The sequence below is a fragment of the Parabacteroides distasonis ATCC 8503 genome (assembly GCF_000012845.1).
Classification (GTDB): Bacteria; Bacteroidota; Bacteroidia; order Bacteroidales; family Tannerellaceae; genus Parabacteroides; species Parabacteroides distasonis.
The window spans coordinates 1,715,856-1,736,885 of record NC_009615.1; the positions used below are offsets into that span (position 1 = coordinate 1,715,856).

Genomic DNA, 21,030 nt, shown 5'->3' on the forward strand with positions numbered 1-21,030 from the left:
TATCCCTCAAAATACTGTTTAGCTATTTTGAGGGATATTTTTATATAATTGGCTTTATTTCATGAGCATGTTGCGCAGCCAAACGCTGCTTCTCAGGAGGTGGAGTCATATAATTAGGACCATATAATGTCGTTAAATATACATCTGGTCTATGAGGCGCAAAAAACTTTGAATCCTCAAAGTCTATCTCTACTACAGGAAAGATATCGTCAAATCGAAGATATCTTTTCCACAAGGTATCGAAACCATGACCAAGGCGGCAGTCTGTACCTAATCCCCTATTCTTATCAATAAGCTTCTTTGCGAATTTCATATATTGAAGAACCAGTTTATGGAATACGGGATGAAAAAAAGCCAATATCTTTTTATCTATAGACTCATCCTTGAAATATATCGCATCCAAGCTCTTGCATATAAACGTATTATAGACCTTCACCATTTTTTCAAACATAAAAGGCAATTTCTGTTTATGATAACGATCCATAGGAAATATATCTATAAACAACCCCTTCTCGCACTCTTCATCCTCATATCCCGGAGATAATATAAAGCTTTTCTTGTCTCTAACCTTACAAGGTAAAGGCAAATAATGGTAATGAGGATCAGTCTCTCTGGTCTGCAACATCATATCTTCAGGGAACTCATTCACGGCAATCTCTACAAAACGCTCATAATCCTCACGAATCATACAGATATCCAAATCATCGTCCCAAGGTATGAAACCTTTATGACGAACCGCACCTAATAAGGTACCCGAGCACATCCAATAAGAAATATCATGCTTTCGACATATATAATCAATAATCTTAAGCATCCTCAACATCACTAATTGCGCTTGACGCAATACCGTTTCTCCTTCTTGACGATTGTCAGGATATAATTTCGAGAAATCAACAACACTCATAAAATATTACTTAGAATCTTTACTTTGCTTTTTATATTCTTGGATAAGAAGAGACGATTGTCTTCTTACAAATAAGTAAGATATAGGTATCACCAATGTTAAGACCAACATTCCAATAAGCGCAAACAACTTACGAGGACCGACAGGCTTGCTCTTTACATAGGCAGGATCAATCACCCGAGCCTTATCTCTTGTCTGACCTAAAATAAGAGCGGTCTCCTCTCGCTTCTGAAGTAATATCAAATAAACGCCTTGAATAATTTCCTGTCTACGTTTCAACTCTACAAACTGTCTTTCCGCAACCGGATAATTATTCATTTTACTATAAATTTCCTGCTCCTTCGCTTTTACATCCTTTATTGACCGCTGCATTCCTTTTTGAGCATTACCGATGGTTTCTATTACGCTTCCACGTAACTTATCCGCTTGCTCAGTCAAAGTTCCGACCAGCGGGTTATTGATACTCGAATTTTGAATTACGCGTGCACGTTCTAGCAAAACTTCATTATAACTAGTTAACGCACTTCCTTTCTCCCCTTCCTGAGCGGTCAATAAAACAGGTACCAAATTATATTTATTCGCAGGATCTTTCACGAATTCATCCATCATATTGATGACATTGGATTGAGCCTCCAATTCTATCAACTTTGTTTGTAGTTCTTTCATTTGTTCCACATAGAATTGAACGTCATGCTCTATATCCATCAATTGGTTCTTGCTCTTATATTCTTCAATTTGGTTTTCGACAGCGGCAAGTTCCGCTATAATATTCTCAATCCTCCCATCTAAGAAAACCAAAGATTTACGAGCCTCTCCTTTTTTATACGCCTCAGCTTCTTTGTTATAGATCGCAATTAATGTATCTAGCATATCCGTACCCCGATTCTTTTCATAATCAGTGCAACTCAACTCTATTACGTTTGAAGTCTTGGAGCTTCCTTCTATTAAAAATTCTTTCTCCAAATCCTCTGCGACCCACCCCGCAGGATTATATGTAATATCAAGTTTCGCTGAGGTGATATCTTTTTTTCCCGGCGCAAAGTCCAAGGTGAAGTTTCCCATCGGTAACTCAATGGTAGCAGGCAATGATGGAAAACTAAAATGTTTCTTTTTCATATTAACAGACTCCGCTGAAACCTCCGCCTTACCATTTTTTACGAAAACCGAGAACTCCACAGCTTCTGCCAAGCGTGCGTTTGTAGCAGAATCGGCAATCAACTTTAAAGGAGATTCATCATATAAACGATAGCCCAAAGAAAATGGTTCACAATAATCGACATTCACGCCTAATTTCAGAACCATATTCCGAAGCATTTTATTAGAAGTCAATGTCATTAGTTCATCATCAATATTAACGACACCTCCAGAAACAGATCCCAACCCAAAAGATTTCATCAACCCAGCGGCCTCTCCCAATCCAAAGCTACCTCCTCCGAGGTCTTTATCTTCCTGAATCTGGATACGGGCCATCATCTCATATGTACGAGGGTAATAAATCAGATATAAAACCGCAGGGATTATAGAAAACAGGAATACCCCTAAAAATAATTTCCAATGCAATAGATATCTTACGATAATACTTTTAAGTCCGATTGTTTCGTTGTCTTTCACTTCCATCATCTAATTATTATTTAGTAATAGCCAATATAACAGTCGTTATCACAGATACAGCGCTCAAAATTGAGGAGAACACGGTTATACTATATTGTTGGGCTTGACTATAACGGGCGTTTCTCTTCTTCGCATTATTCGGTTCCACATAAACAACATCATTTTGTTGAAGATAATAATAGGGGGAAGTAAATATATCCGGCTCGGTAATATCCAAACGAGCAAACTCCTTTTCTCCATTATTATCTCGTATAACCAAGATGTTCTTACGGTTTGCGTTAATTGTCAAATCACCGACCTGACCGATAGCATCTAAAATTGAAAGACGATCATTTTTCACGGAAATCGCACCCGGCCGAGAGACCTCACCCATCATCGTGACCTTATAATTAACAATCTGTACATTAACCAAAGCATCTTTCACATAAGGGGAGATCATTTCTTGCATTTTATCACTTAACTGTTGCTTGGTCAATCCCGCCACATGGATCTTTCCCAAAACAGGGAAATTTATGTCACCTTCCTGATCAACCAAATACGTTCTTAATTGACCAGAAGAAACCGTCGTAGTCTCACCTTGAGTTGCATAGGCATATACAGGGGGATTAAAGGGAGTAACGACTGTCGGATCCCATGCCGTAACGGTTATCGTAAGTAAGTCATCAGGGCAAATCTTCGAGGTATAAGCTTGATTCATCTTACTCACCTGTTCGGGGGTCAAGGCATCCACTCCTTGGAAATAAACCACATCTTTAGGAACAGAACAAGCCCCTAACAATAAGACAAACAATGCCACTACTGATACTAATTTCACTTTCATAATCTTTGTTTTCTTCAAATAAGGTGCAAATATACGTTTTTTAGTTTGAACATGAGGTCTCAAAAGGACCACAAGTATAAAGATACTTCTATAACGATGCAATTGTCTAGATATTGCTGCATGCTAAATCAAAATTATAGTTGTTTTTACCGCTTTTTCATGATTATTGCGTAAGTTTGTGACAAAACAAAAATATATGGTTGAGATAGGAAAATATAACACGCTGAAAATAGTGAAAGACCTTGACTTCGGGGTTTATCTGGATGGAGGTAACGGGGTGGAGATCTTGTTGCCGACTCGTTACGTACCTAAAAACGTGAAGCCCGGGGATGAGGTCGAGGTGTTTATTTATCATGATAATGAAGGGAGGTTGATCGCTACTACCGCACGTCCTCTGGCAACGGTCGGGGAGTTCCAGTTCATGGAGGTAAAAGACGTGAATAATGCCGGCGCATTTCTGGAATGGGGTATCATGAAAGATTTGCTCGTTCCTTTCAAGGAGCAGAAAATGCCGATGAGAGAGGGGAAATGGTACTTGGTCTATGTCCGGCTGGATCATGTGACAGGACGTATCATGGCATCCGCACGTATCGAGAAGTTCTTGAACAATACCCCTATCGATTACGAGCAGAATCAAGAGGTTCAGTTATTGGTAGCCGACGAGACGGATCTTGGCTATAAGGTGATCATCAATAACCAGCATTGGGGATTGATCTATTATAATGAGGTATTCCAGCGTCTTGAGAAAGGCGAGCATCTGAAAGGCTATATAAAAGAGGTACGTGAGGATGATAAGATAGATGTGAGCCTAACGCCGCAAGGCTACCAAAAGGTAGAGGGGATCGCCGGCGTCATTATGGAAGCGATGAAAACACAAGGGGGATACATCCCGGTACACGACAAGAGCGATCCGGACGTGATCTATTCCTTATTCCGCTGTAGCAAGAAAGCTTTCAAACAAGCGATCGGGGCACTCTATAAGCAACATCTTATCACGCTGGAAGATGGCGGGATACGGCTCGTGAACGAGAAGTGACCCATTTATATAAAAAAAGTCAATGGAATCCGTTACAGAATCCATTGACTTTTCTTTATAAATCCATTGAGTTAGCGAACGGATTCCATTGACTTTCTAATCCAGCTTCAATACGGCCAAGAACGCTTTTTGCGGAACTTCTACCGTACCGATCTGCTTCATTCGTTTCTTTCCCTCTTTCTGTTTTTCCAGCAATTTACGCTTACGGGAGATATCGCCTCCATAACATTTCGCCGTCACGTCTTTACGGACAGCCTTAATTGTCTCACGAGCGATAATCTTAGCGCCTATCGCCGCTTGGATAGCGATATCGAATTGCTGGCGGGGGATCAACTCTTTCAGTTTCTCGCACATACGACGTCCGAAAGTAACGCTATTATCCACGTGCGTCAATGTAGACAAAGCGTCTACCGGCTCACCGTTCAACAGGATATCTAATTTAGCCAACTTACTGGGACGGAAATCATGTAAATGGTAATCGAAAGAAGCGTACCCTTTTGAAATACTCTTCAACTTATCATAAAAGTCGATTACGATCTCGCCCAACGGCAAGTCATAATGAATCTCGACACGATCACCTGAAATATATTCTTGCTTAAGCAGGACGCCACGCTTACCCAGACAGAGTGTCATGATCGGGCCGATATAGGTAGTGTTCGTGATCACGGAAGCACGGATAAACGGCTCGTCGATATGATCAATCAAGGTCGGGTCCGGCAAGCCTCCCGGATTATGTACCTCGATCTCCTCCCCTTTCTTTGTATGCACGATATAAGAAACGTTCGGTACAGTGGTTATCACATCCATATTGAACTCACGATCCAAACGCTCCTGAACAATCTCCATATGCAACAAGCCCAAGAAACCGCAACGGAACCCAAAACCCAGCGCGGCGGAACTCTCCGGCTGGAAAGTCAAGGAAGCGTCGTTCAACTGTAATTTCTCCAATGACGCACGAAGGTTCTCGAAATCCTCGCTATCGATTGGATAGACACCGGCGAAGACCATCGGCTTCACCTCCTCAAAACCGGCGATCGCGTCTTTAGCCGGGCGAGACACATGAGTGATCGTATCACCGACACGCACCTCCCGGGACGTCTTGATACCGGAAATGATATATCCTACGTCTCCCGTCCGGATCTCCTCACGGGGGCACATATCTAATTTCAATATACCTACCTCGTCGGCGTCATACTCTTTTCCTGTAGCGATAAACTTCACATGGTCACCTTTACGGATCACGCCGTTTACCACCTTGAAGTAAGCGATAATACCACGGAACGGATTAAAGACGGAGTCAAAAATCAAACACTGCAACGGGGCCTCCGGATCACCTTTCGGGGCCGGGACCTTCTCCACGATCGTATTCAAGATCTCGGTCACTCCCTCGCCTGTCTTTCCGCTCGCCCGTAAGATATCCTCACGAGGGCAGCCCAACAGTTCCACGATCTGGTCCTCTACCTCCTCCGGCATGGCGCTAGGCAAGTCAATCTTGTTCATCACCGGAATAATCTCTAAGTCATTCTCTATCGCCATATACAGGTTAGAGATGGTTTGCGCCTGAATACCTTGGGCCGCGTCCACGATCAGCAACGCACCCTCGCAGGCGGCGATAGAGCGGGAAACCTCATACGAGAAGTCCACGTGCCCCGGAGTATCGATCAGGTTCAGTATATATTCTTCACCCTTATAATTATACTTCATCTGGATCGCATGGCTCTTGATCGTAATACCACGCTCACGCTCTAAATCCATGTCGTCAAGGACTTGAGCTTGCATGTCTTTACCTTCTACTGTCTTGGTATACTCAAGCAAACGGTCTGCCAAGGTACTTTTCCCATGGTCAATATGAGCAATAATACAGAAATTGCGGATATTCTTCATCTGCCAAATTTATTTTTAGGTACGCGAAGATAGGAAATTTAGCCTAAATACTATACTTTTGGCATACCATTTGTTGTTAATAGTATATGACAATACAAGAAATAAATAAAGCATACAACCGAATTATCGGTTCATTAGACGAAAAGGAGCTAAAGAATGCGTTCGATTTTCTCCAAGGTTTAATAGCGGGAATACGTGAGTACTCATTCCAAGACAGGTTGAACGAGCTACAAGATACTTATAAATATATGTTGCGATACCGGATCGAGGGGGCTAAAGATCCGATGCAAGACCAGATATACAACAACTTGATCGCATCCAGCTATGAGTTCGCGGATATAGTGAAGCACAAGGCCTTATCGGTAGATTCGCCTCTCTCCTATTATAGCCGTAGGCGAATGATGCAAAAGGAGCTTACCAACTATGACCAGCTCCACAAGGTCTTGAGAAACGCCTCTCTGGTGAAGATAGAGACTCCGACCGGAACCATCACGGAGCAGCAGCAAATCGAATCCGCCACGATCCTATTATTCAATAAGATCTGGACCTCGAATCCTCTCAATAAGGAAGAAATAGCCTCCATCAGGAACCTATTGAATGACCAAGAGTTGCCTTTTATCATCGGTAGCCAAATCGTATCGGCATTAATGTTGGGATTGCAAGCCGCTTTCGATAAGGAGAAACTGCTATTATTATTCGATGCGGCCAATATCCAAGAAGACGAGATTCGTTACCGCGCGTTGATCGGGATTCTCCTGACGCTCTATACCTATAGGAAACGTACGGCGCTATATCCGCAGATAGCGGATCGACTAGCGGCTTTATCCGAGGGATTTCCTAATTTCACGAAAGCGATCCGAACGATTACCCTTCGTTTTATCCTAGCCCGTGAGACAGAGAAGATCACCCGTAAGCTACAAGACGAGATCATTCCGGAGATGATCAAGCTAGGCCCTAAAATCAGTCAAAAGATAAACTTAAAGGATATCAATCCGGAACTTCTCGGAAACGAGATGAATCCGGAGTGGCAGAATATGTTATCGAACAGCTCCTTAGGGAAGAAAATGGAGGAGTTCAGCGAACTGCAACAAGAAGGCGCGGACGTAATGCACTCTACTTTCGTGCACCTAAAGCATTTCCCCTTTTTCCGGGAACTGGGTAACTGGTTCATGCCATTCACGACCGAGCATTCCGCTTTTGGCAATCAGTTGAGCAAGAATCAAACGGAAAAGGACATGCTAGATTCCATGACTCTTGCGGCATTCATGTGTAATTCCGATAAATACTCCTTATATTTCAGTATGATGCAATTGCCGGACCAAGCCCGTCAAATGATGATGGGACAATTTGGTAGCCAAGCCTCCGAGATGATTCAGCAAACGAAGGAGGAATTGATCAGTAAACGGGGAAAACTGGAAATCATATCCGGACAGTACATACAGGACTTGTATCGTTTCTTCAAACTTTATCCGGGACATCTGGATTTTGATGACATATTTACATCTGCGCTAGACTTTCATAACCTGCCAATTTTGCAGCCTTACGTCAGTGATGAGGAAAGTTTGACAACTATAGCGGAGTATTATCTCCGGAAGAATTACTTCCTCGATGCGCTCACGATCTACAATCGCTTATCCGATGCAAATCAAGAAAGTGATATCTTATTCCAGAAAATCGGTTACTGCAAACAAATGAATGGCGATATACAAGGCGCCTTGGAGGCTTATTTACATGCGGATCTTATCAATCCGGACAGTAAATGGGTTATTCGCCGGATCGCCGGTTGTTACCGTACCTTAAAGCAACCGGAAGAAGCGTTGAAATACTATCATCGTTACGAGGCTTTCAATCCGGATGATTTATCGATCCAAATATGTATCGGCCACTGCCATCTTGAACTCAAGAATTATAATGAGGCGCTGAAATATTATTTCAAGGTAGATTATCTGGACAATAAAAGCACGAAGGCTTGGCGTCCGATCGCTTGGTGTTCTTTCTTGACCGGTAAATACGATCAGGCCCGTAATTATTACAAAAAGATCATGGATAATCAACCCAACACCCAAGATTTCTTGAATGCGGGACATACGGAATGGGCATTACAGAATATAAAGGGAGCGCTTGCTTTTTATAAAAAAGCCGTGGAGAAAGAGTCCGGTGATTTCTCGAAGTTCCAAGAGCAGTTCAATCAAGATATCCCCGATCTTCTTGTAGCGGGAATCGAGGAGGCGGAAGTGCCGTTGATGATGGATCAACTCCGGTATTCCTTGAGCGATATATTCTAACTAGTCATCCAACAATTTGAGAAGACAAGAAAAAATATCGTATGAAAGAGATGATACTAAAGACAAAGCGACTCCTATTAAGGGAATTAAAACAAGATGATTTTGATGATATCTGTAAGCTTTTACAAGATCCGATTGTAATGTACGCTTACGAAGGAGCGTTCAGTAAAAAAGAGGTACAAGAATGGCTTGATAAGCAATTAAGGAGGTATCAAAACGATGGCTTTGGCTTATGGGGGATGATAGAGAAAGGCAGCGGAGAGCTTATCGGTCAGTGTGGTCTCACCTATCAAGAATTCAACGGTCAACAGGTTCCGGAGATCGGTTATTTGCTTAGGGCGGAATACTGGCATAAAGGTTATGCTACCGAGGCCGCCATAGCTTGTAAGGAATACGCCTTCAATATCCTTAACTTCGACAAAGTATACTCCATCATACGGGACACAAATATCCCCTCTCAAAAAGTAGCACTAAGAAACGATATGAGGGAAATCGCAAATTTCATAAAACATTATCGCAATATCGATATGCTTCATTTAGTATTCTGCGTGGATAAGTCATAGTTATCAAGCGGAAAGACTGGGATTCGAACCCAGGGAGCGGTTACCCGCTCACCGCATTTCGAGTGCGGCCCGTTCGACCACTCCGGCATCTTTCCTTGTGGTTGACGTGTACAAAAGTACATAAAATATAGTATCGTTATTCTCTTGAAAGGCTAAAATTACTTTATCAAATACAAAAAAGGGCATTCTTCACAGAACGCCCCTCTTTAAAACATATAACTAATACCTCTAAATTACTTGAAATAACGATTATATAAACCTTCAAATCCTTTGCCATGACGTGCCTCGTCTTTGCACATCTCATGTACGGTATCATGGATTGCGTCCAAATTCTGTTGTTTAGCCAATGTAGCGATACGTTTCTTGTCCTCGCATGCGCCAGCCTCAGCTTCCATACGCTTTTTCAAGTTAGTCTTCGTATCCCAAACTACGTCGCCAAGAAGCTCTGCGAACTTAGCAGCGTGCTCAGCCTCTTCCCAAGCGTAACGCTTGAATGCCTCAGCTACCTCAGGATAACCCTCACGGTCTGCTTGACGGCTCATGGCCAAATACATACCAACTTCGGTACATTCTCCCATAAAGTGAGCGTTCAGACCTTCCAAAATCACTGGGTCTACACCTTTAGCAACACCTAGTACATGTTCGTCAACGAACTGCAACGCACCTTCTGTCTCTACTAATTCCTTAAATTTGCTTTTCGGTTGTTTACATTGAGGGCAGAACTCAGGAGCCTCATCACCTTCGTGTACATAACCACATACTGTGCAAATCCATTTCTTTTTCATATATCGCAAAATTTTTATTGGTTGTATGGCACAAAATTAACTAAACTATCCGATACTACCATAATTCATCGATAGATTAATTCTATGTGTTAATCGATAAAAACTATGGAACTTATTTTTGACAGCGATTGTTTACTAAGTAAATATTTATTTATATGGATACATCAAAGATTATTAGTTTATTAGGAGACAAAAGTGATTATTATTTAAATCACGTATGTAAGACTATTGATAAATCGCTGCTTCATCTTCCATCACCCACTTGCGTGGACGATGTGTGGGGCAATTCAGATAGAAACATACAGACTCTCAATAGTCTGCAAACCTTGTTGGGGCACGGAAGATTAGCTAACACCGGATATGTTTCTATCCTCCCGGTAGATCAAGATATCGAGCATACCGCAGGGTCTTCCTTCGCTCCAAACCCCATTTATTTCGATCCGGAGAATATCGTAAAATTAGCGATCGAGGGTGGTTGCAACGCAGTCGCTTCTACGTTCGGCATACTAGGGTCAGTCGCACGAAAATATGCTCATAAGATTCCATTCTTGGTAAAACTAAATCATAATGAGCTTCTTACTTATCCGAATTCTTACAATCAAATCGTATTCGGTACGGTGAAGGAAGCATGGAATATGGGCGCCGTAGCTGTAGGGGCCACGATCTATTTCGGATCAGAGCAAAGCCGACGTCAGCTAGTCGAGATTGCCAACGCATTCGAGTATGCCCATGAACTAGGTATGGCGACCGTATTATGGTGCTATTTACGAAACAGCTCTTTTAAAAAGGATGGCATCGACTATTCCGCGGCAGCCGATTTGACCGGACAGGCTAATCACCTTGGTGTCACGATCAAGGCCGATATCATCAAGCAGAAGCTACCGGAGAACAACGGAGGTTTCACCGCTATCAATTTCGGGAAGATCGATCAAAAGATGTACACAGAGTTAACGACAGAACATCCGATCGACCTCTGCCGTTACCAAGTAGCCAATAATTATATGGGACGTGTCGGGCTTATCAACTCCGGCGGGGAATCTCATGGCGCCTCAGATCTTAAAGACGCTGTCGTCACCGCTGTCATAAACAAACGTGCGGGTGGCATGGGGTTGATTAGCGGAAGAAAGGCGTTCCAACGTCCGATGAAAGACGGCGTGGAGTTACTTCATTCAATTCAAGATATTTATTTGGATAAGGATATTACTATCGCTTAGTTTGTTATTGCGTTGAGAAAAGAAGGCCGTCCATCAAAGCTATATACTTTGGGGACGGCCTTCAAATTTTATTTCTTCAACCACATATCCAACCACTCAAAGAATGTGCGTTGCCATAGAACGCCATTCTGGGGCTTCAATACCCAATGGTTCTCATCCGGATAAATCAGCAACTCGGCCGGTACACCCCGAAGAACCGCAGCGTTAAACGCTGCCATTCCTTGATTAGCCAAGATCCGGTAATCCTTCTCTCCATGGATACAAAGGATAGGCGTATCCCATTTGTCCACGAACTTATGCGGGGAGTTCGCGAATGTACGCTGAGCCGTAGCGTTTTGCTTTTCCCAGTACGCTCCACCCATATCCCAATTGGCGAACCACATCTCTTCCGTTTCCAGATACTGCATTTCCATATTAAAGATACCATCGTGGGCGATAAACGCCTTGAAACGTTTATCATGATGACCTGCCAACCAATATACGGAGAATCCACCGAAGCTGGCGCCTACACAACCCAAGCGATCCTTATTTACATACGGTTCCTTGGCTACCTCGTCAATAGCGGTGAAATAGTCTTTCATGCATTGTCCGCCATAATCGCCGCTGACAGCCTCATTCCATTCCAAGCCAAATCCGGGAAGACCCCGACGGTTCGGTGCCACGATAATATAGTCATTAGCCGCCATGATCTGGAAATTCCAACGGTAAGACCAGAACTGGCTCACAGGGCTTTGCGGGCCACCCTCACAGAACAACAAGGTAGGATACTTCTTATTCGGATCGAACTGAGGCGGATAGATAACCCACGTTAGCATCTGCTTGCCATCCGTCGTCTTCATCCAACGTTCCTCTACCTTACCCATCGTAAGCTGGTCGTAAATATGTTTGTTTTCGAACGTAAGTTGAGTTACCGTATGATCCCCTGTCAAATCGATCGAATAGATCTCGTCTCCCATGCTCATGGAATGACGTTGAGCGATCAGCTTATCGCCCAGAAGAGCGACAGAGGCGTAATCGTACATACCTTCGGTCAGCGGGGTAATCTTATTGCCATTCGCCAAGTCTATCTGATAAACCTGCGACTCGCCATGCCAAACGCCCGTGAAATAGATACGCTTGCAATCAGCGCTCCAGCAATAAGAATCCACGTTGGAGTCAAAATCCTTGCTTACGAATGTTTTCTCACCCGTCTCCAGATTCATTACCATCAAGCGATTTTGATCCGCCTCGTAACCATCCCGTTCCATACTTAGCCAAGCGATACTCTTTCCGTCCGGAGAATAGGTGGGATTCGTATCATATCCCTTGTTCTCTTCCGTTATATTGGTCGTTTGCTTCGTATTCAGATCATATACATAAATATCCGAATTCGTGGAGATCGCATATTCTTTACCCGTCTTTTTGCGGCTGGTATAGGCAATCTTGTCCGAGGTAGTGTTCCAAGCCAATTGCTCGATACCGCCAAACGGCTTCATCGGGCTCTCAAACAACTCGCCCTCCATCACATCCACAGGATTGCTGATCGATTCGCCATCGAAATCGGCGACAAAAGGATGCGGAACGGTAGTCACCCACTCATCCCAATGCTTGTACATTAAATCCGTAATGATAACACCTGTCGCCTTATCCAAATCCGGATATTTATCAGCGGTACTGTTCACGGTTTTCACTTGCGAGATAAACAAGACCTTTTTCTCATCGGGAGAGAAAGCGAAACCCTCGATATCCTTATCATAATCGGAAAGTCGCTTACGGTCCGTCCCATCCGGATTCATTTCCCAAAGCTGGCTGCTACCGCTCTCGTTACATAAGAAAGCGATCTTGGTTCCTCCTTTGATCCATACGGCCTCGTTCTCAGCGAATCCGGTTTTCGTGATTTGCTTATTATCCGATCCGTCCGCGTTCATCACGAAGACCTCACGGTTGCTCTTGTTTTCCGGTACACTATAGTACGCCACCGTATACACCACTCTTTTCCCGTCCGGAGATACGTTCATACCGCCGATACGTCCCATGGCCCACAAAGCCTCCGGGGTCATGCGGCCGTCTTTGATCCGGATGTCCGACTTCCCGATAAGGTTCTTATCGCCGGTCTCCTTCACGTTCACATCCGTAGCCGGATTGCAAGCACCTAACAGTAGGGATGTTGCCATAATCATTGTTCCGATAGATTTATTCATGCCGTTATAATATATTACAATTTGAGTGCGAAAGTACTAAATATAATTTATATCTTCGCGTTACTAATTATAAGAACTGAACAGTATGAATAAGATTTGGTTATTTGGAGCCGCTGTATGTATGGTATTAGCACTCGGCTCATGTAAACCTAAACAGAGCGCGTACAAGGCTGCTTACGAACAGGCCAAAGAAAAAGAGTCGACAGCTCCTGTTGAGGTTGTAGAACAAGAGGAAGAAGTTGTTGAGGTCGCTCCTGTCTCAAAACCCAGAACCTCTACGGCTACCACTCGTACGGAAAAAATCAACGCCGCTCAAGGTGAGGACGCCAGCCGTCTGAAACGTTATAGCGTCGTTGTCGGTAGTTTCAAGAACAAGACAAACGCTTACGCATTAAAAGAACGTATGCAGAATGATGGTTACAACGCAGTGTTGGGCGAGAACGAGCAAGGGATGTTGCGTGTGATCGTCGCTAGCTTCGACAATAAAGCGGACGCCGCCGATAGCCGTGACGCCATCAAGGCGAAATACGCTCCTAACTTCCAAGATGCTTGGTTATTGGAGAGAGCTTATTAATTGTAAGCTATCAGAAAAGATAAAAGCGGAAGGTCTCGTTAGCCTGTAAGAAGAATCTTGCAGGTTATCGAGACCATTCTATTTGAAGGAAACATAAGGACATAAAAATAGCCCGACTTCAACAGCCGAGCCACTTTTCACCAATCTAATCTAACTTAACCTAAAACAAAAACCATCTTTTTCTTTTTGCCTTTCTCTTCTTATATCCTAACAACCTTTTTACCTTAAAAACGTAATACCTATTCGAAATTGTATAAACTCAAAACATCTAAACACATATGATATAAACGAATTACTCTTCATAAACCGGCCACGCACCTTCTTTCGTACAAACGAAAGCCGCTGTCTTTACAGCGAAATGATGGGCCTCGCTTAAGGACTTCCCCTTTAAGAGCGAAATGATTAGAGCCCCCGAAAAAGCATCCCCCGCCCCGACCGTATCCGCCACCGTGACCTCCGGCGTGGGCAACGTAGAGATCTCCTCTCTCGTATAAATCGTACTATGGGAGCTCCCCGCAGTCAAGACAAACATCCGAAGGCCGTATTTCTCAATAAACCATAAAGCCACTTCCCTCTCAGTTCCATTCAAGCCGAATAAGTCCCGAAGAACGTTAAACTCCTCATCATTCACCTTCAACACATTCGCTAAGTACAAAGACTCCTCGATCAACTCCTTATCATAGTATCGCTGGCGAAGATTGATATCCAGCAAACGATAAGCGTCTTTCGGCGCAAACGACGAGATCGCTTGTATCGTCTCCCGGGACTGACGGGAACGCTGGGCTAATGTACCGAAACAAATAGCGTCCGCTTTCTCCGCCAAATCAATCGCATCGGATGTAGGCGATATATGATCCCAAGCCACTCGCTCATGAATCGTATAAGTAGGGATACCTTCTCGTAACTCTACCTGAACGGTTCCCGTCGGGTAAGGCACTTTCTCGATCAAATGCTGGATATGATTCTTATCCAACTCATCAACGATCTCTTTACCCAACTCATCATCTCCGACAGCGCTGATAGCATATCCCTCAGCACCTAGGCAAGACACATGATAGACAAAATTAATCGGGGCCCCCCCAGCCTTTTTCCCGGAAGGAAGCATATCCCATAATAATTCTCCAATCCCAACGACAATTGGTTTACGTCTTGATTCAGTCACCTGTTCCATGGTCTTTCTATTAAAAACAACTTTCGTACTTATCGACACCGCAAAAGTATATCATCGTTATAAATACAACGATAACTATAGCTACAAGATAAATCACACAAGTTACATAAAAGATTTATTTTCAAGGGACAATAACAGACGTTACCCGTATGTAACATCTGTACAAGCAGCATCCTTACAAAGACTCTATAAACTCGGTTGGCGTTATATTATAAACCGCTTTAAAGCATTTGGAGAAATAGGCCGGCGAGCCGAATCCCGTGGCATAAGCAACCTCGCTAATCGTTCCGGATCGCTGCTTCAATAGGGCGGATGCCTTTTTCAAACGATAGTTACGCAAAAAGTCCGTAGGGGTAATCCCGGACAACTCCTTCACCTTTCGATATAAATGCACACGAGACAGGCCCAGTTTCTCACTGCCTTTCTCTATACTGAAATCGGGATCGCTATAATTCTCCTCTATCAAAGCGATAAACTTACGCATAAACAAATCATCCAGACTCTCTACCTTCCCTTTTGTCTCGATGGAAAGTCCCGCAGGCGATTGAGACTCTTTCAAGAAAACCTCTCGCAAACGATTACGTTCTTCCAACAATTTAATGATACGTAATTTCACGATCTCGATATTGAACGGTTTCTGGATATATTCATCCGCTCCCCCCTCAAATCCATACAAGCGTTGACTGTCATCCGAAAGAGCCGTAAGCAAGATTACCGGGATATGACTGAGGACCATATCCGACTTAACCCGGCGGCAAAGCTCGAAGCCATTCATCTCCGGCATCATCACGTCACTGACGACCAGTGATACATTTTCCTTCAATAGAATATCCAAGGCCTTGGCACCATTCTCCGCTACAAGTACATTAAAATTCCCGGACAACTCATGCTGTAAATAAGCGCGAATATCCCAATCATCCTCAACGATCAAGATCATATAATCATATTTCTTATTCAACGTTTCTTGAACTTGGGATATATCCAAATGCGCTACACCAGAGGACGATTCTGTCGCATTCGACAGAAAGACACAAGATTCATCAAAATGAGATTTACCTTTCGGGATCTGAACGGTAAACACTGTCCGTTCGCCTTGCTCGCTTTCCACGTGGATCGAGCCTTTATGCATAAGGACAAATTCCCGTGTCAGATGCAGTCCGATACCCGTTCCCGGAGCATAGCTTTGCCCGCTTGTAAAAAAGCGCTCGAATACGGAGGCTAGGTTTTCCGGGGGAATACCCTCTCCATTATCTTCCACCGATAAGACAACCTCCGTCTCCTCCTCCCGCAAACGAATCGTAATCTTCCCCTGCTCCGGGGTAAACTTAAAAGCGTTCGAAAGCAAGTTCGTTAATATCTTCTCCATTTTGTCCGTATCCACCCAAACAAAAAGAGAATTCATTTCATGCAGGAAGGTATAATCAATTCGCTTACTCTGGGCCAGAGTATTAAAATAAGATTTCACCTCTTGGATTAAAAAGACCAAATCCATCTTAGTAACCCGCAATCCCATCTTATTATTCTCTATCTTCCGGAAATCCAGCAATTGGTCGATCACACGTTTCAAGCGTTCCGCATTCTTCTTAACGATGCGGATATCATCCGCAAAAGCGCCTGCCGGGGCATCTTGCGCCATCTTGTTCAGAGGCCCTAGAATCAAGGTCAAAGGAGTCTTTATCTCGTGAGATACATTCGTAAAGAACTGCAATTTCTGTGTCGTGACTTGCTCGATACGCTGGTTCGCTACCGAGAGTTCCTCTTTCTGTTGTTGTACCAAACGATTTCTCTCATTCAACAAATGATTCTTCTGGCGCACTTTACGATTAATATAAACCGTGTAAATAGCGGAACCACCCAACAAAAGCGCCAATATCAAGATAATAATCAAGGAACTATAAAGAAAGTTATATTTCGAGAGCAATTGCGACAAATTCGCACGCTGTTTCTCGATCTGGCGTTGATATTCTACCAACCGGTCTGATTGTAAATAAAGGGTACCGGCGTTGGTCTTATCGATCATAGCGGTGCTTAACGCATACTTTTTCGTATAAGCTTGTCCGCTTAAGATCTGCCATGCTACCTTAATAGCCACCCCACCACCTGTCGGATAATAAAAAGAGGCATCCAACTTACCCTGCGCAACCGCCTCCACGCCCAAGCCTCCTCCCAAGAGTCCATCCACGCCTATAAATTCCACGTGCCCCACCAGCGACGAATCTCGCTCCTCAATCGCCTCACGGGCCCCTAAGGCCATCATATCATTATGAGCGAAAACGATATCGACATCCTCTATGGAATCCAGCTTCAAGACTTCCTCATAGGCATTCTCCTTATACCAATACCCATCCAACTCCCGGATCTTCACATTCGGATCAATAGACATCGCATCGACAAAACCTTGATGTCTTTCTGTAGCGGAGGAAGAGCCTCTTCGTCCCCATATCTCTAAAATCGTTGTCTCCCCCTTGATCAAGGAGCTGATGTACATTCCGATCGAACGACCGATCTCGTAATTATCCGCTCCAATATACGTCGTATATTCATCGCTATTAATTTTCCGGTCCAATATGATAGTGGGAATACCAGCCCTGTACGCCTCAACAGCGACAGGCGTAACAGGCTCGGTCTCATTCGACGATATAATCAGCAAATCCACCTTTTTCTTGATAAAACCTTTTATCTGGCTGATCTGAGTATCATTATCCTGACTAGCATCCATTACGACCAACTCGATCTCCGGATGATTTAAAGCCTCTACTTCCATATCACGTATCATGGATTGACGCCAAATATCCGTCATCGAGCATTGAGATACACCGATGACATATTTCTTTTCTTTTTTACCGGGCGAACAGGCAAAGCAAAGAATAAGGAATAGCCAAAGCAGGATATAAAGCGGGTTTCCTTTCATGTGGTATATTTAATTCGATCGTTTATTCTACAAATATACGAAAACTATTCCGAAATTACCCCCAAACAAGTCAAGGTATCTTTTAACAACGGGGTAAATCTATGGATACCGATTTCATTCAAATGATCAGCGTCCCTATAGCAAGAATCAGGTAACGGTACAGCCGTATAATTCAAATAAAAGACCGTTTTATCATCCACGTATTCCCGAGCCAAAGAATCCGTCAATTCTCGATAACTCGAAGGAACCCGTTCCATATATTCCGTGGAAACAGGGGCATTGTACAAAATAAGAGACAGATCCCGCTTCTTACATTCCTCTACGATTCGCCCCAACATCTCTTGTTGAAATGAGGATGGCAATAAATAAGCACCCTTATCATCATAGTAATGACGATCGATAATAACGTCTAGTGTTCCCCCGGTCGCCCCCGTGAAAATACGCTCGATCACATTCCTTTTAATCTCAGCTACGCAATTCTTGAACGGAACGCCAAACTCATACGAATACATGACCTCCTTACGGGTTACCGGCGAAACAGCCTCCTGTACCAAAAGTCGCAAATCCTCCCGCTCCTTTAGATGGGGATAAATAGACATATAGGCAGGAAACTCATTTTGATAGGAATCATCGGCCACGGTAAACGTGTGGTAACCAAACCCCAATATCACGGTTTTCAAATGGGGAAGGTAAGGCGCTTTCAAGCATAAATCGATATAGGTATTGAAATAATTCTCACTGGATTTAGCGTCATTCCTCGATTTCCCCAGCATATCGGCGGATATCGAATGTAAAGGATGGGAATCGCCCAAAATCAATACCTCCACTTCCGGATCACTTTTGAGGCTGGGTACGCTTATATGAAAATAAGAGCGGATCAGCAGGCAACTAAGCAACCCTAAACATCCTACCACCCCTAAATACCGGAATATAGCTATAAAGAACCTTCTCATACTTATCAGAATTGAAAATAAATGAAACCTTGTGGATTACTGGCGTCGAAACCATAGATGATAATCAGCAATACCGTATAGATAACATACCGAACCGGAAGGCTCAGGTCCTCTATCATCAACCCATGCGCCTGTTTTCGGCCGATCCATTCCACGACGAACATAAGAGCCGTGAAAAAGAAACATTTCTTCAGCAGGAGTTGCCCGAATCCCAAGCCCACAAGCTGAGGAGCTGAGAATAACGAGACATTGAACATCCGCTCGAGATACACAGCCGCTTGGGATATATCTTCCGACCGGAACAGAATCCATCCCAATAAGACCAGCAAAAACGTAGCTCCCATCTGTGTCAATTCCTTCACAGAGGGAAGGAAACTGTTTTCCGCCACGGAATCTCTATACCTCCTATTTTGACCCAACAATAACAATGGCAGAAACAACAATGCATGATACGCTCCCCATGCCACAAACGTCCAGTTAGCCCCGTGCCAGAACCCACTTACCAAGAAAATAACAAGGGTATTCCGGAAGCTCTTCCATTTCCCTGCCCGGCTTCCCCCTAGGGGTATATAGATATAATCCCGGAACCAAGTCGTCAAAGAGATATGCCAACGCCGCCAAAACTCCGCTATATCCCGGGAGAAATAAGGATACTTAAAGTTCTGCATAAGGTCTATGCCAAACAACCGGGCACAGCCGATCGCTATATCCGAGTATCCGGAAAAATCCCCGTAAATCTGTATCGTAAAGAAGAAAGCCCCCAGAAACAAGGTACTCCCATCCAACGTCTGGTAATTCTCAAACACACCGTTCACGAACAAAGCGCAGTTATCGGCAACCACCACTTTCTTGAAAAATCCCCAAAGCATCTGGCGTATACCATCCAACGCCAGATCACAATCGAAATTACGAGGCCGGAGAAACTGAGGCAACAAATGGGTAGCCCGTTCTATCGGGCCCGCCACTAATTGGGGGAAGAAACTGATATAAGCGAAGAATGCCACGATATCATGAGTCGCCTTGATTTTACCTTGGTAAACATCAATCGTATAGCTCAAAGCCTGAAACGTATAAAAACTGATCCCGACAGGGAGCAAGATATTCAACGTCACGTAATCGGCATCCCAGCCCAATAGGTGAAGGACATTTACCAAATTCTCGGTAAAAAAATCAAAGTACTTAAATACGCCCAAGATCGAAAGGTTCAGTAAAATATTACCGGCACTTATCCACTTTTGGACCAACCGGTTGCCAGCGCATTTCTCCAAATAGACTCCACTCAAGTAACTGCATAACGACGTAAACAGGATCAGCAGCAAAAAGCGCCAGTCCCACCATCCGTAGAACAGGTAACTAACAGCTACCACAAATAGATTTTGCCACCGCAAAGACTTGAAAACAAACCAGTAACCAAAGAAAACCAATGGCAGGAATATAAGGAACTCTATGGAATTAAATAACATAAATATTTAATTTTCAGACTCAAGAATATGTATCATCAAGGCGCAAAGATAAGGAATATCAAGCATTGACCAATAAATATTTCGTATATTCGTAGCTCAGAAATACAATAAGATACAGAGATGAAGATAATCAACGAACAATTACTCGACGAGACCCAGGCCAAAGCCTTGCAGTCTCCCCGCCTGCGAATGAACTATAATTTCCATGAGAAATTGGATGATCCGATCAATCGGTTACTGAATGCCATGGAGCCCGGTACGTATTTGCGTCCGCACCGGCATTTAAATCCGGCGAAAGACGAGATCTTCTTGCTGCTGCGTGGGAAGGTAGCGGTATTCTTGTTTGACGAGGAAGGGAATATCACGGAGAAAACGATACTGAATCCAAAGGAAGGCGCTTATGGAGCGGAGATCAAGGCAGGGACATGGCACGGGCTTCTGGTACTGGAATCCGGATCGGTTATTTATGAGATAAAGCAAGGGCCGTTCGCGCCGCTAGCACCGGAGAACCTAGCGCCTTGGAGCCCCGAGGCGGAAGATACGGAGGGAGTAAAGAAGTATCTGGAATGGCTCGAGAGCCAAATATGATTGATGATACTTTTAGTATAACAAGCTAGCGATCAGCCTCGTATAACAAGAGCTATCCGAGGGTTTTAACAATGCCCATTCTAAAGTG

16 protein-coding genes and 1 tRNA gene are annotated in these 21,030 nt (G+C 43.8%); 6 read left to right on the forward strand and 11 right to left on the reverse strand.

Going from position 1 to position 21,030, the window contains the following annotated elements; genetic code table 11:
• Positions 1-40: 40 nt before the first annotated feature.
• Genes BDI_RS07340 through BDI_RS07350 form a run of 3 tightly spaced genes read right to left on the reverse strand, consistent with a single transcriptional unit; the run spans position 41 to position 3,335 of the window.
• Positions 41-904, reverse strand: a complete 864-nt coding sequence (locus BDI_RS07340) for a LicD family protein (protein WP_008771823.1) — start codon at positions 902-904, stop codon at positions 41-43.
• A 6-nt stretch (positions 905-910) separates the two neighbouring features.
• Entirely contained in the window at positions 911-2,524 is a 1,614-nt protein-coding gene (locus tag BDI_RS07345; protein WP_008780412.1) for a GumC family protein, read from the reverse strand.
• Between the two features lie 7 nt (positions 2,525-2,531).
• Positions 2,532-3,335 carry a polysaccharide biosynthesis/export family protein gene (locus tag BDI_RS07350; protein ID WP_008780411.1) on the reverse strand — a complete coding sequence of 268 codons (804 nt, stop codon included), beginning with the start codon at positions 3,333-3,335 and terminating at the stop codon, positions 2,532-2,534.
• Between the two features lie 196 nt (positions 3,336-3,531).
• On the opposite strand from BDI_RS07350, the gene BDI_RS07355 reads away from it, so the two are divergent.
• Complete coding sequence (locus BDI_RS07355; protein ID WP_011966469.1) at positions 3,532-4,371, forward strand: CvfB family protein; 840 nt, start codon at positions 3,532-3,534, stop codon at positions 4,369-4,371.
• Positions 4,372-4,467: 96 nt separating this feature from the next.
• On the opposite strand, the gene lepA is transcribed toward BDI_RS07355, so the two are convergent.
• On the reverse strand, positions 4,468-6,255 hold the full coding sequence (lepA, locus tag BDI_RS07360) for a translation elongation factor 4 (RefSeq protein ID WP_005856098.1): 1,788 nt from the start codon (positions 6,253-6,255) through the stop codon (positions 4,468-4,470).
• An 86-nt stretch (positions 6,256-6,341) separates the two neighbouring features.
• Here lepA and BDI_RS07365 point away from each other — a divergent pair, with 86 nt between their 5' ends.
• Together BDI_RS07365 and BDI_RS07370 are read left to right on the forward strand one after the other, a co-directional pair.
• Complete coding sequence (locus BDI_RS07365) at positions 6,342-8,540, forward strand: tetratricopeptide repeat protein (RefSeq protein WP_005856096.1); 2,199 nt, start codon at positions 6,342-6,344, stop codon at positions 8,538-8,540.
• Positions 8,541-8,581: 41 nt separating this feature from the next.
• Complete coding sequence (locus BDI_RS07370; RefSeq protein WP_005856094.1) at positions 8,582-9,103, forward strand: GNAT family N-acetyltransferase; 522 nt, start codon at positions 8,582-8,584, stop codon at positions 9,101-9,103.
• An 8-nt stretch (positions 9,104-9,111) separates the two neighbouring features.
• Here the strand turns inward: BDI_RS07370 and BDI_RS07375 are convergent.
• Positions 9,112-9,198, reverse strand: a tRNA-Ser gene (locus BDI_RS07375).
• A 138-nt stretch (positions 9,199-9,336) separates the two neighbouring features.
• The gene (locus tag BDI_RS07380) at positions 9,337-9,888 is read right to left on the reverse strand and encodes an NADH peroxidase (protein WP_005856013.1); all 552 of its coding nucleotides are present in this window, start codon (positions 9,886-9,888) and stop codon (positions 9,337-9,339) included.
• 155 nt (positions 9,889-10,043) lie between these two features.
• Between BDI_RS07380 and BDI_RS07385 the strand changes: the two genes are divergently transcribed.
• A complete protein-coding gene (locus tag BDI_RS07385) occupies positions 10,044-11,102 on the forward strand; it encodes a class I fructose-bisphosphate aldolase (RefSeq protein WP_011966470.1) in 1,059 nt (352 codons plus the stop codon).
• A gap of 68 nt (positions 11,103-11,170) precedes the next feature.
• Here the strand turns inward: BDI_RS07385 and BDI_RS07390 are convergent, their stop codons facing one another.
• Positions 11,171-13,282 carry an alpha/beta hydrolase family protein gene (locus BDI_RS07390; RefSeq protein WP_011966471.1) on the reverse strand — a complete coding sequence of 704 codons (2,112 nt, stop codon included), beginning with the start codon at positions 13,280-13,282 and terminating at the stop codon, positions 11,171-11,173.
• Between the two features lie 85 nt (positions 13,283-13,367).
• Here BDI_RS07390 and BDI_RS07395 point away from each other — a divergent pair, with 85 nt between their 5' ends.
• Positions 13,368-13,856 (forward strand): SPOR domain-containing protein, encoded by a 489-nt coding sequence (locus BDI_RS07395; protein ID WP_005856008.1) that lies wholly within the window; start codon positions 13,368-13,370, stop codon positions 13,854-13,856.
• A 292-nt stretch (positions 13,857-14,148) separates the two neighbouring features.
• Here BDI_RS07395 and BDI_RS07400 read toward each other — a convergent pair whose 3' ends face one another.
• The 4 genes from BDI_RS07400 to BDI_RS07415 all read right to left on the reverse strand — a co-directional run bounded on the left by BDI_RS07400 (position 14,149) and on the right by BDI_RS07415 (position 20,354).
• Positions 14,149-15,027 (reverse strand): carbohydrate kinase family protein, encoded by an 879-nt coding sequence (locus tag BDI_RS07400; protein WP_011966472.1) that lies wholly within the window; start codon positions 15,025-15,027, stop codon positions 14,149-14,151.
• 175 nt (positions 15,028-15,202) lie between these two features.
• Positions 15,203-17,938, reverse strand: coding sequence for a hybrid sensor histidine kinase/response regulator transcription factor (locus BDI_RS07405; RefSeq protein WP_011966473.1), 2,736 nt, complete (start codon positions 17,936-17,938; stop codon positions 15,203-15,205).
• A 44-nt stretch (positions 17,939-17,982) separates the two neighbouring features.
• On the reverse strand, positions 17,983-18,891 hold the full coding sequence (locus tag BDI_RS07410) for a hypothetical protein (RefSeq protein ID WP_011966474.1): 909 nt from the start codon (positions 18,889-18,891) through the stop codon (positions 17,983-17,985).
• A 5-nt stretch (positions 18,892-18,896) separates the two neighbouring features.
• Complete coding sequence (locus BDI_RS07415) at positions 18,897-20,354, reverse strand: MBOAT family O-acyltransferase (protein WP_008771812.1); 1,458 nt, start codon at positions 20,352-20,354, stop codon at positions 18,897-18,899.
• A 120-nt stretch (positions 20,355-20,474) separates the two neighbouring features.
• Between BDI_RS07415 and BDI_RS07420 the strand changes: the two genes are divergently transcribed.
• Complete coding sequence (locus tag BDI_RS07420; protein WP_008771811.1) at positions 20,475-20,942, forward strand: WbuC family cupin fold metalloprotein; 468 nt, start codon at positions 20,475-20,477, stop codon at positions 20,940-20,942.
• Positions 20,943-21,030: the final 88 nt, after the last annotated feature.

Excerpts from the sequence above, each read along its gene's own strand:
- BDI_RS07390 (WP_011966471.1), bottom strand. The coding sequence starts at position 13,282 with ATGAATAAATCTATCGGAACAATGATTATGGCAACATCCCTACTGTTA.
- BDI_RS07400 (WP_011966472.1), bottom strand. The coding sequence starts at position 15,027 with ATGGAACAGGTGACTGAATCAAGACGTAAACCAATTGTCGTTGGGATT.
- BDI_RS07380 (WP_005856013.1), bottom strand. The coding sequence starts at position 9,888 with ATGAAAAAGAAATGGATTTGCACAGTATGTGGTTATGTACACGAAGGT.
- lepA (WP_005856098.1), bottom strand. The coding sequence starts at position 6,255 with ATGAAGAATATCCGCAATTTCTGTATTATTGCTCATATTGACCATGGG.
- BDI_RS07365 (WP_005856096.1), top strand. The coding sequence starts at position 6,342 with ATGACAATACAAGAAATAAATAAAGCATACAACCGAATTATCGGTTCA.
- BDI_RS07350 (WP_008780411.1), bottom strand. The coding sequence starts at position 3,335 with ATGAAAGTGAAATTAGTATCAGTAGTGGCATTGTTTGTCTTATTGTTA.
- BDI_RS07385 (WP_011966470.1), top strand. The coding sequence starts at position 10,044 with ATGGATACATCAAAGATTATTAGTTTATTAGGAGACAAAAGTGATTAT.
- BDI_RS07420 (WP_008771811.1), top strand. The coding sequence starts at position 20,475 with ATGAAGATAATCAACGAACAATTACTCGACGAGACCCAGGCCAAAGCC.
- BDI_RS07340 (WP_008771823.1), bottom strand. The coding sequence starts at position 904 with ATGAGTGTTGTTGATTTCTCGAAATTATATCCTGACAATCGTCAAGAA.
- BDI_RS07395 (WP_005856008.1), top strand. The coding sequence starts at position 13,368 with ATGAATAAGATTTGGTTATTTGGAGCCGCTGTATGTATGGTATTAGCA.
- BDI_RS07415 (WP_008771812.1), bottom strand. The coding sequence starts at position 20,354 with ATGTTATTTAATTCCATAGAGTTCCTTATATTCCTGCCATTGGTTTTC.
- BDI_RS07410 (WP_011966474.1), bottom strand. The coding sequence starts at position 18,891 with ATGAGAAGGTTCTTTATAGCTATATTCCGGTATTTAGGGGTGGTAGGA.
- BDI_RS07405 (WP_011966473.1), bottom strand. The coding sequence starts at position 17,938 with ATGAAAGGAAACCCGCTTTATATCCTGCTTTGGCTATTCCTTATTCTT.
- BDI_RS07370 (WP_005856094.1), top strand. The coding sequence starts at position 8,582 with ATGAAAGAGATGATACTAAAGACAAAGCGACTCCTATTAAGGGAATTA.
- BDI_RS07355 (WP_011966469.1), top strand. The coding sequence starts at position 3,532 with ATGGTTGAGATAGGAAAATATAACACGCTGAAAATAGTGAAAGACCTT.
- BDI_RS07345 (WP_008780412.1), bottom strand. The coding sequence starts at position 2,524 with ATGATGGAAGTGAAAGACAACGAAACAATCGGACTTAAAAGTATTATC.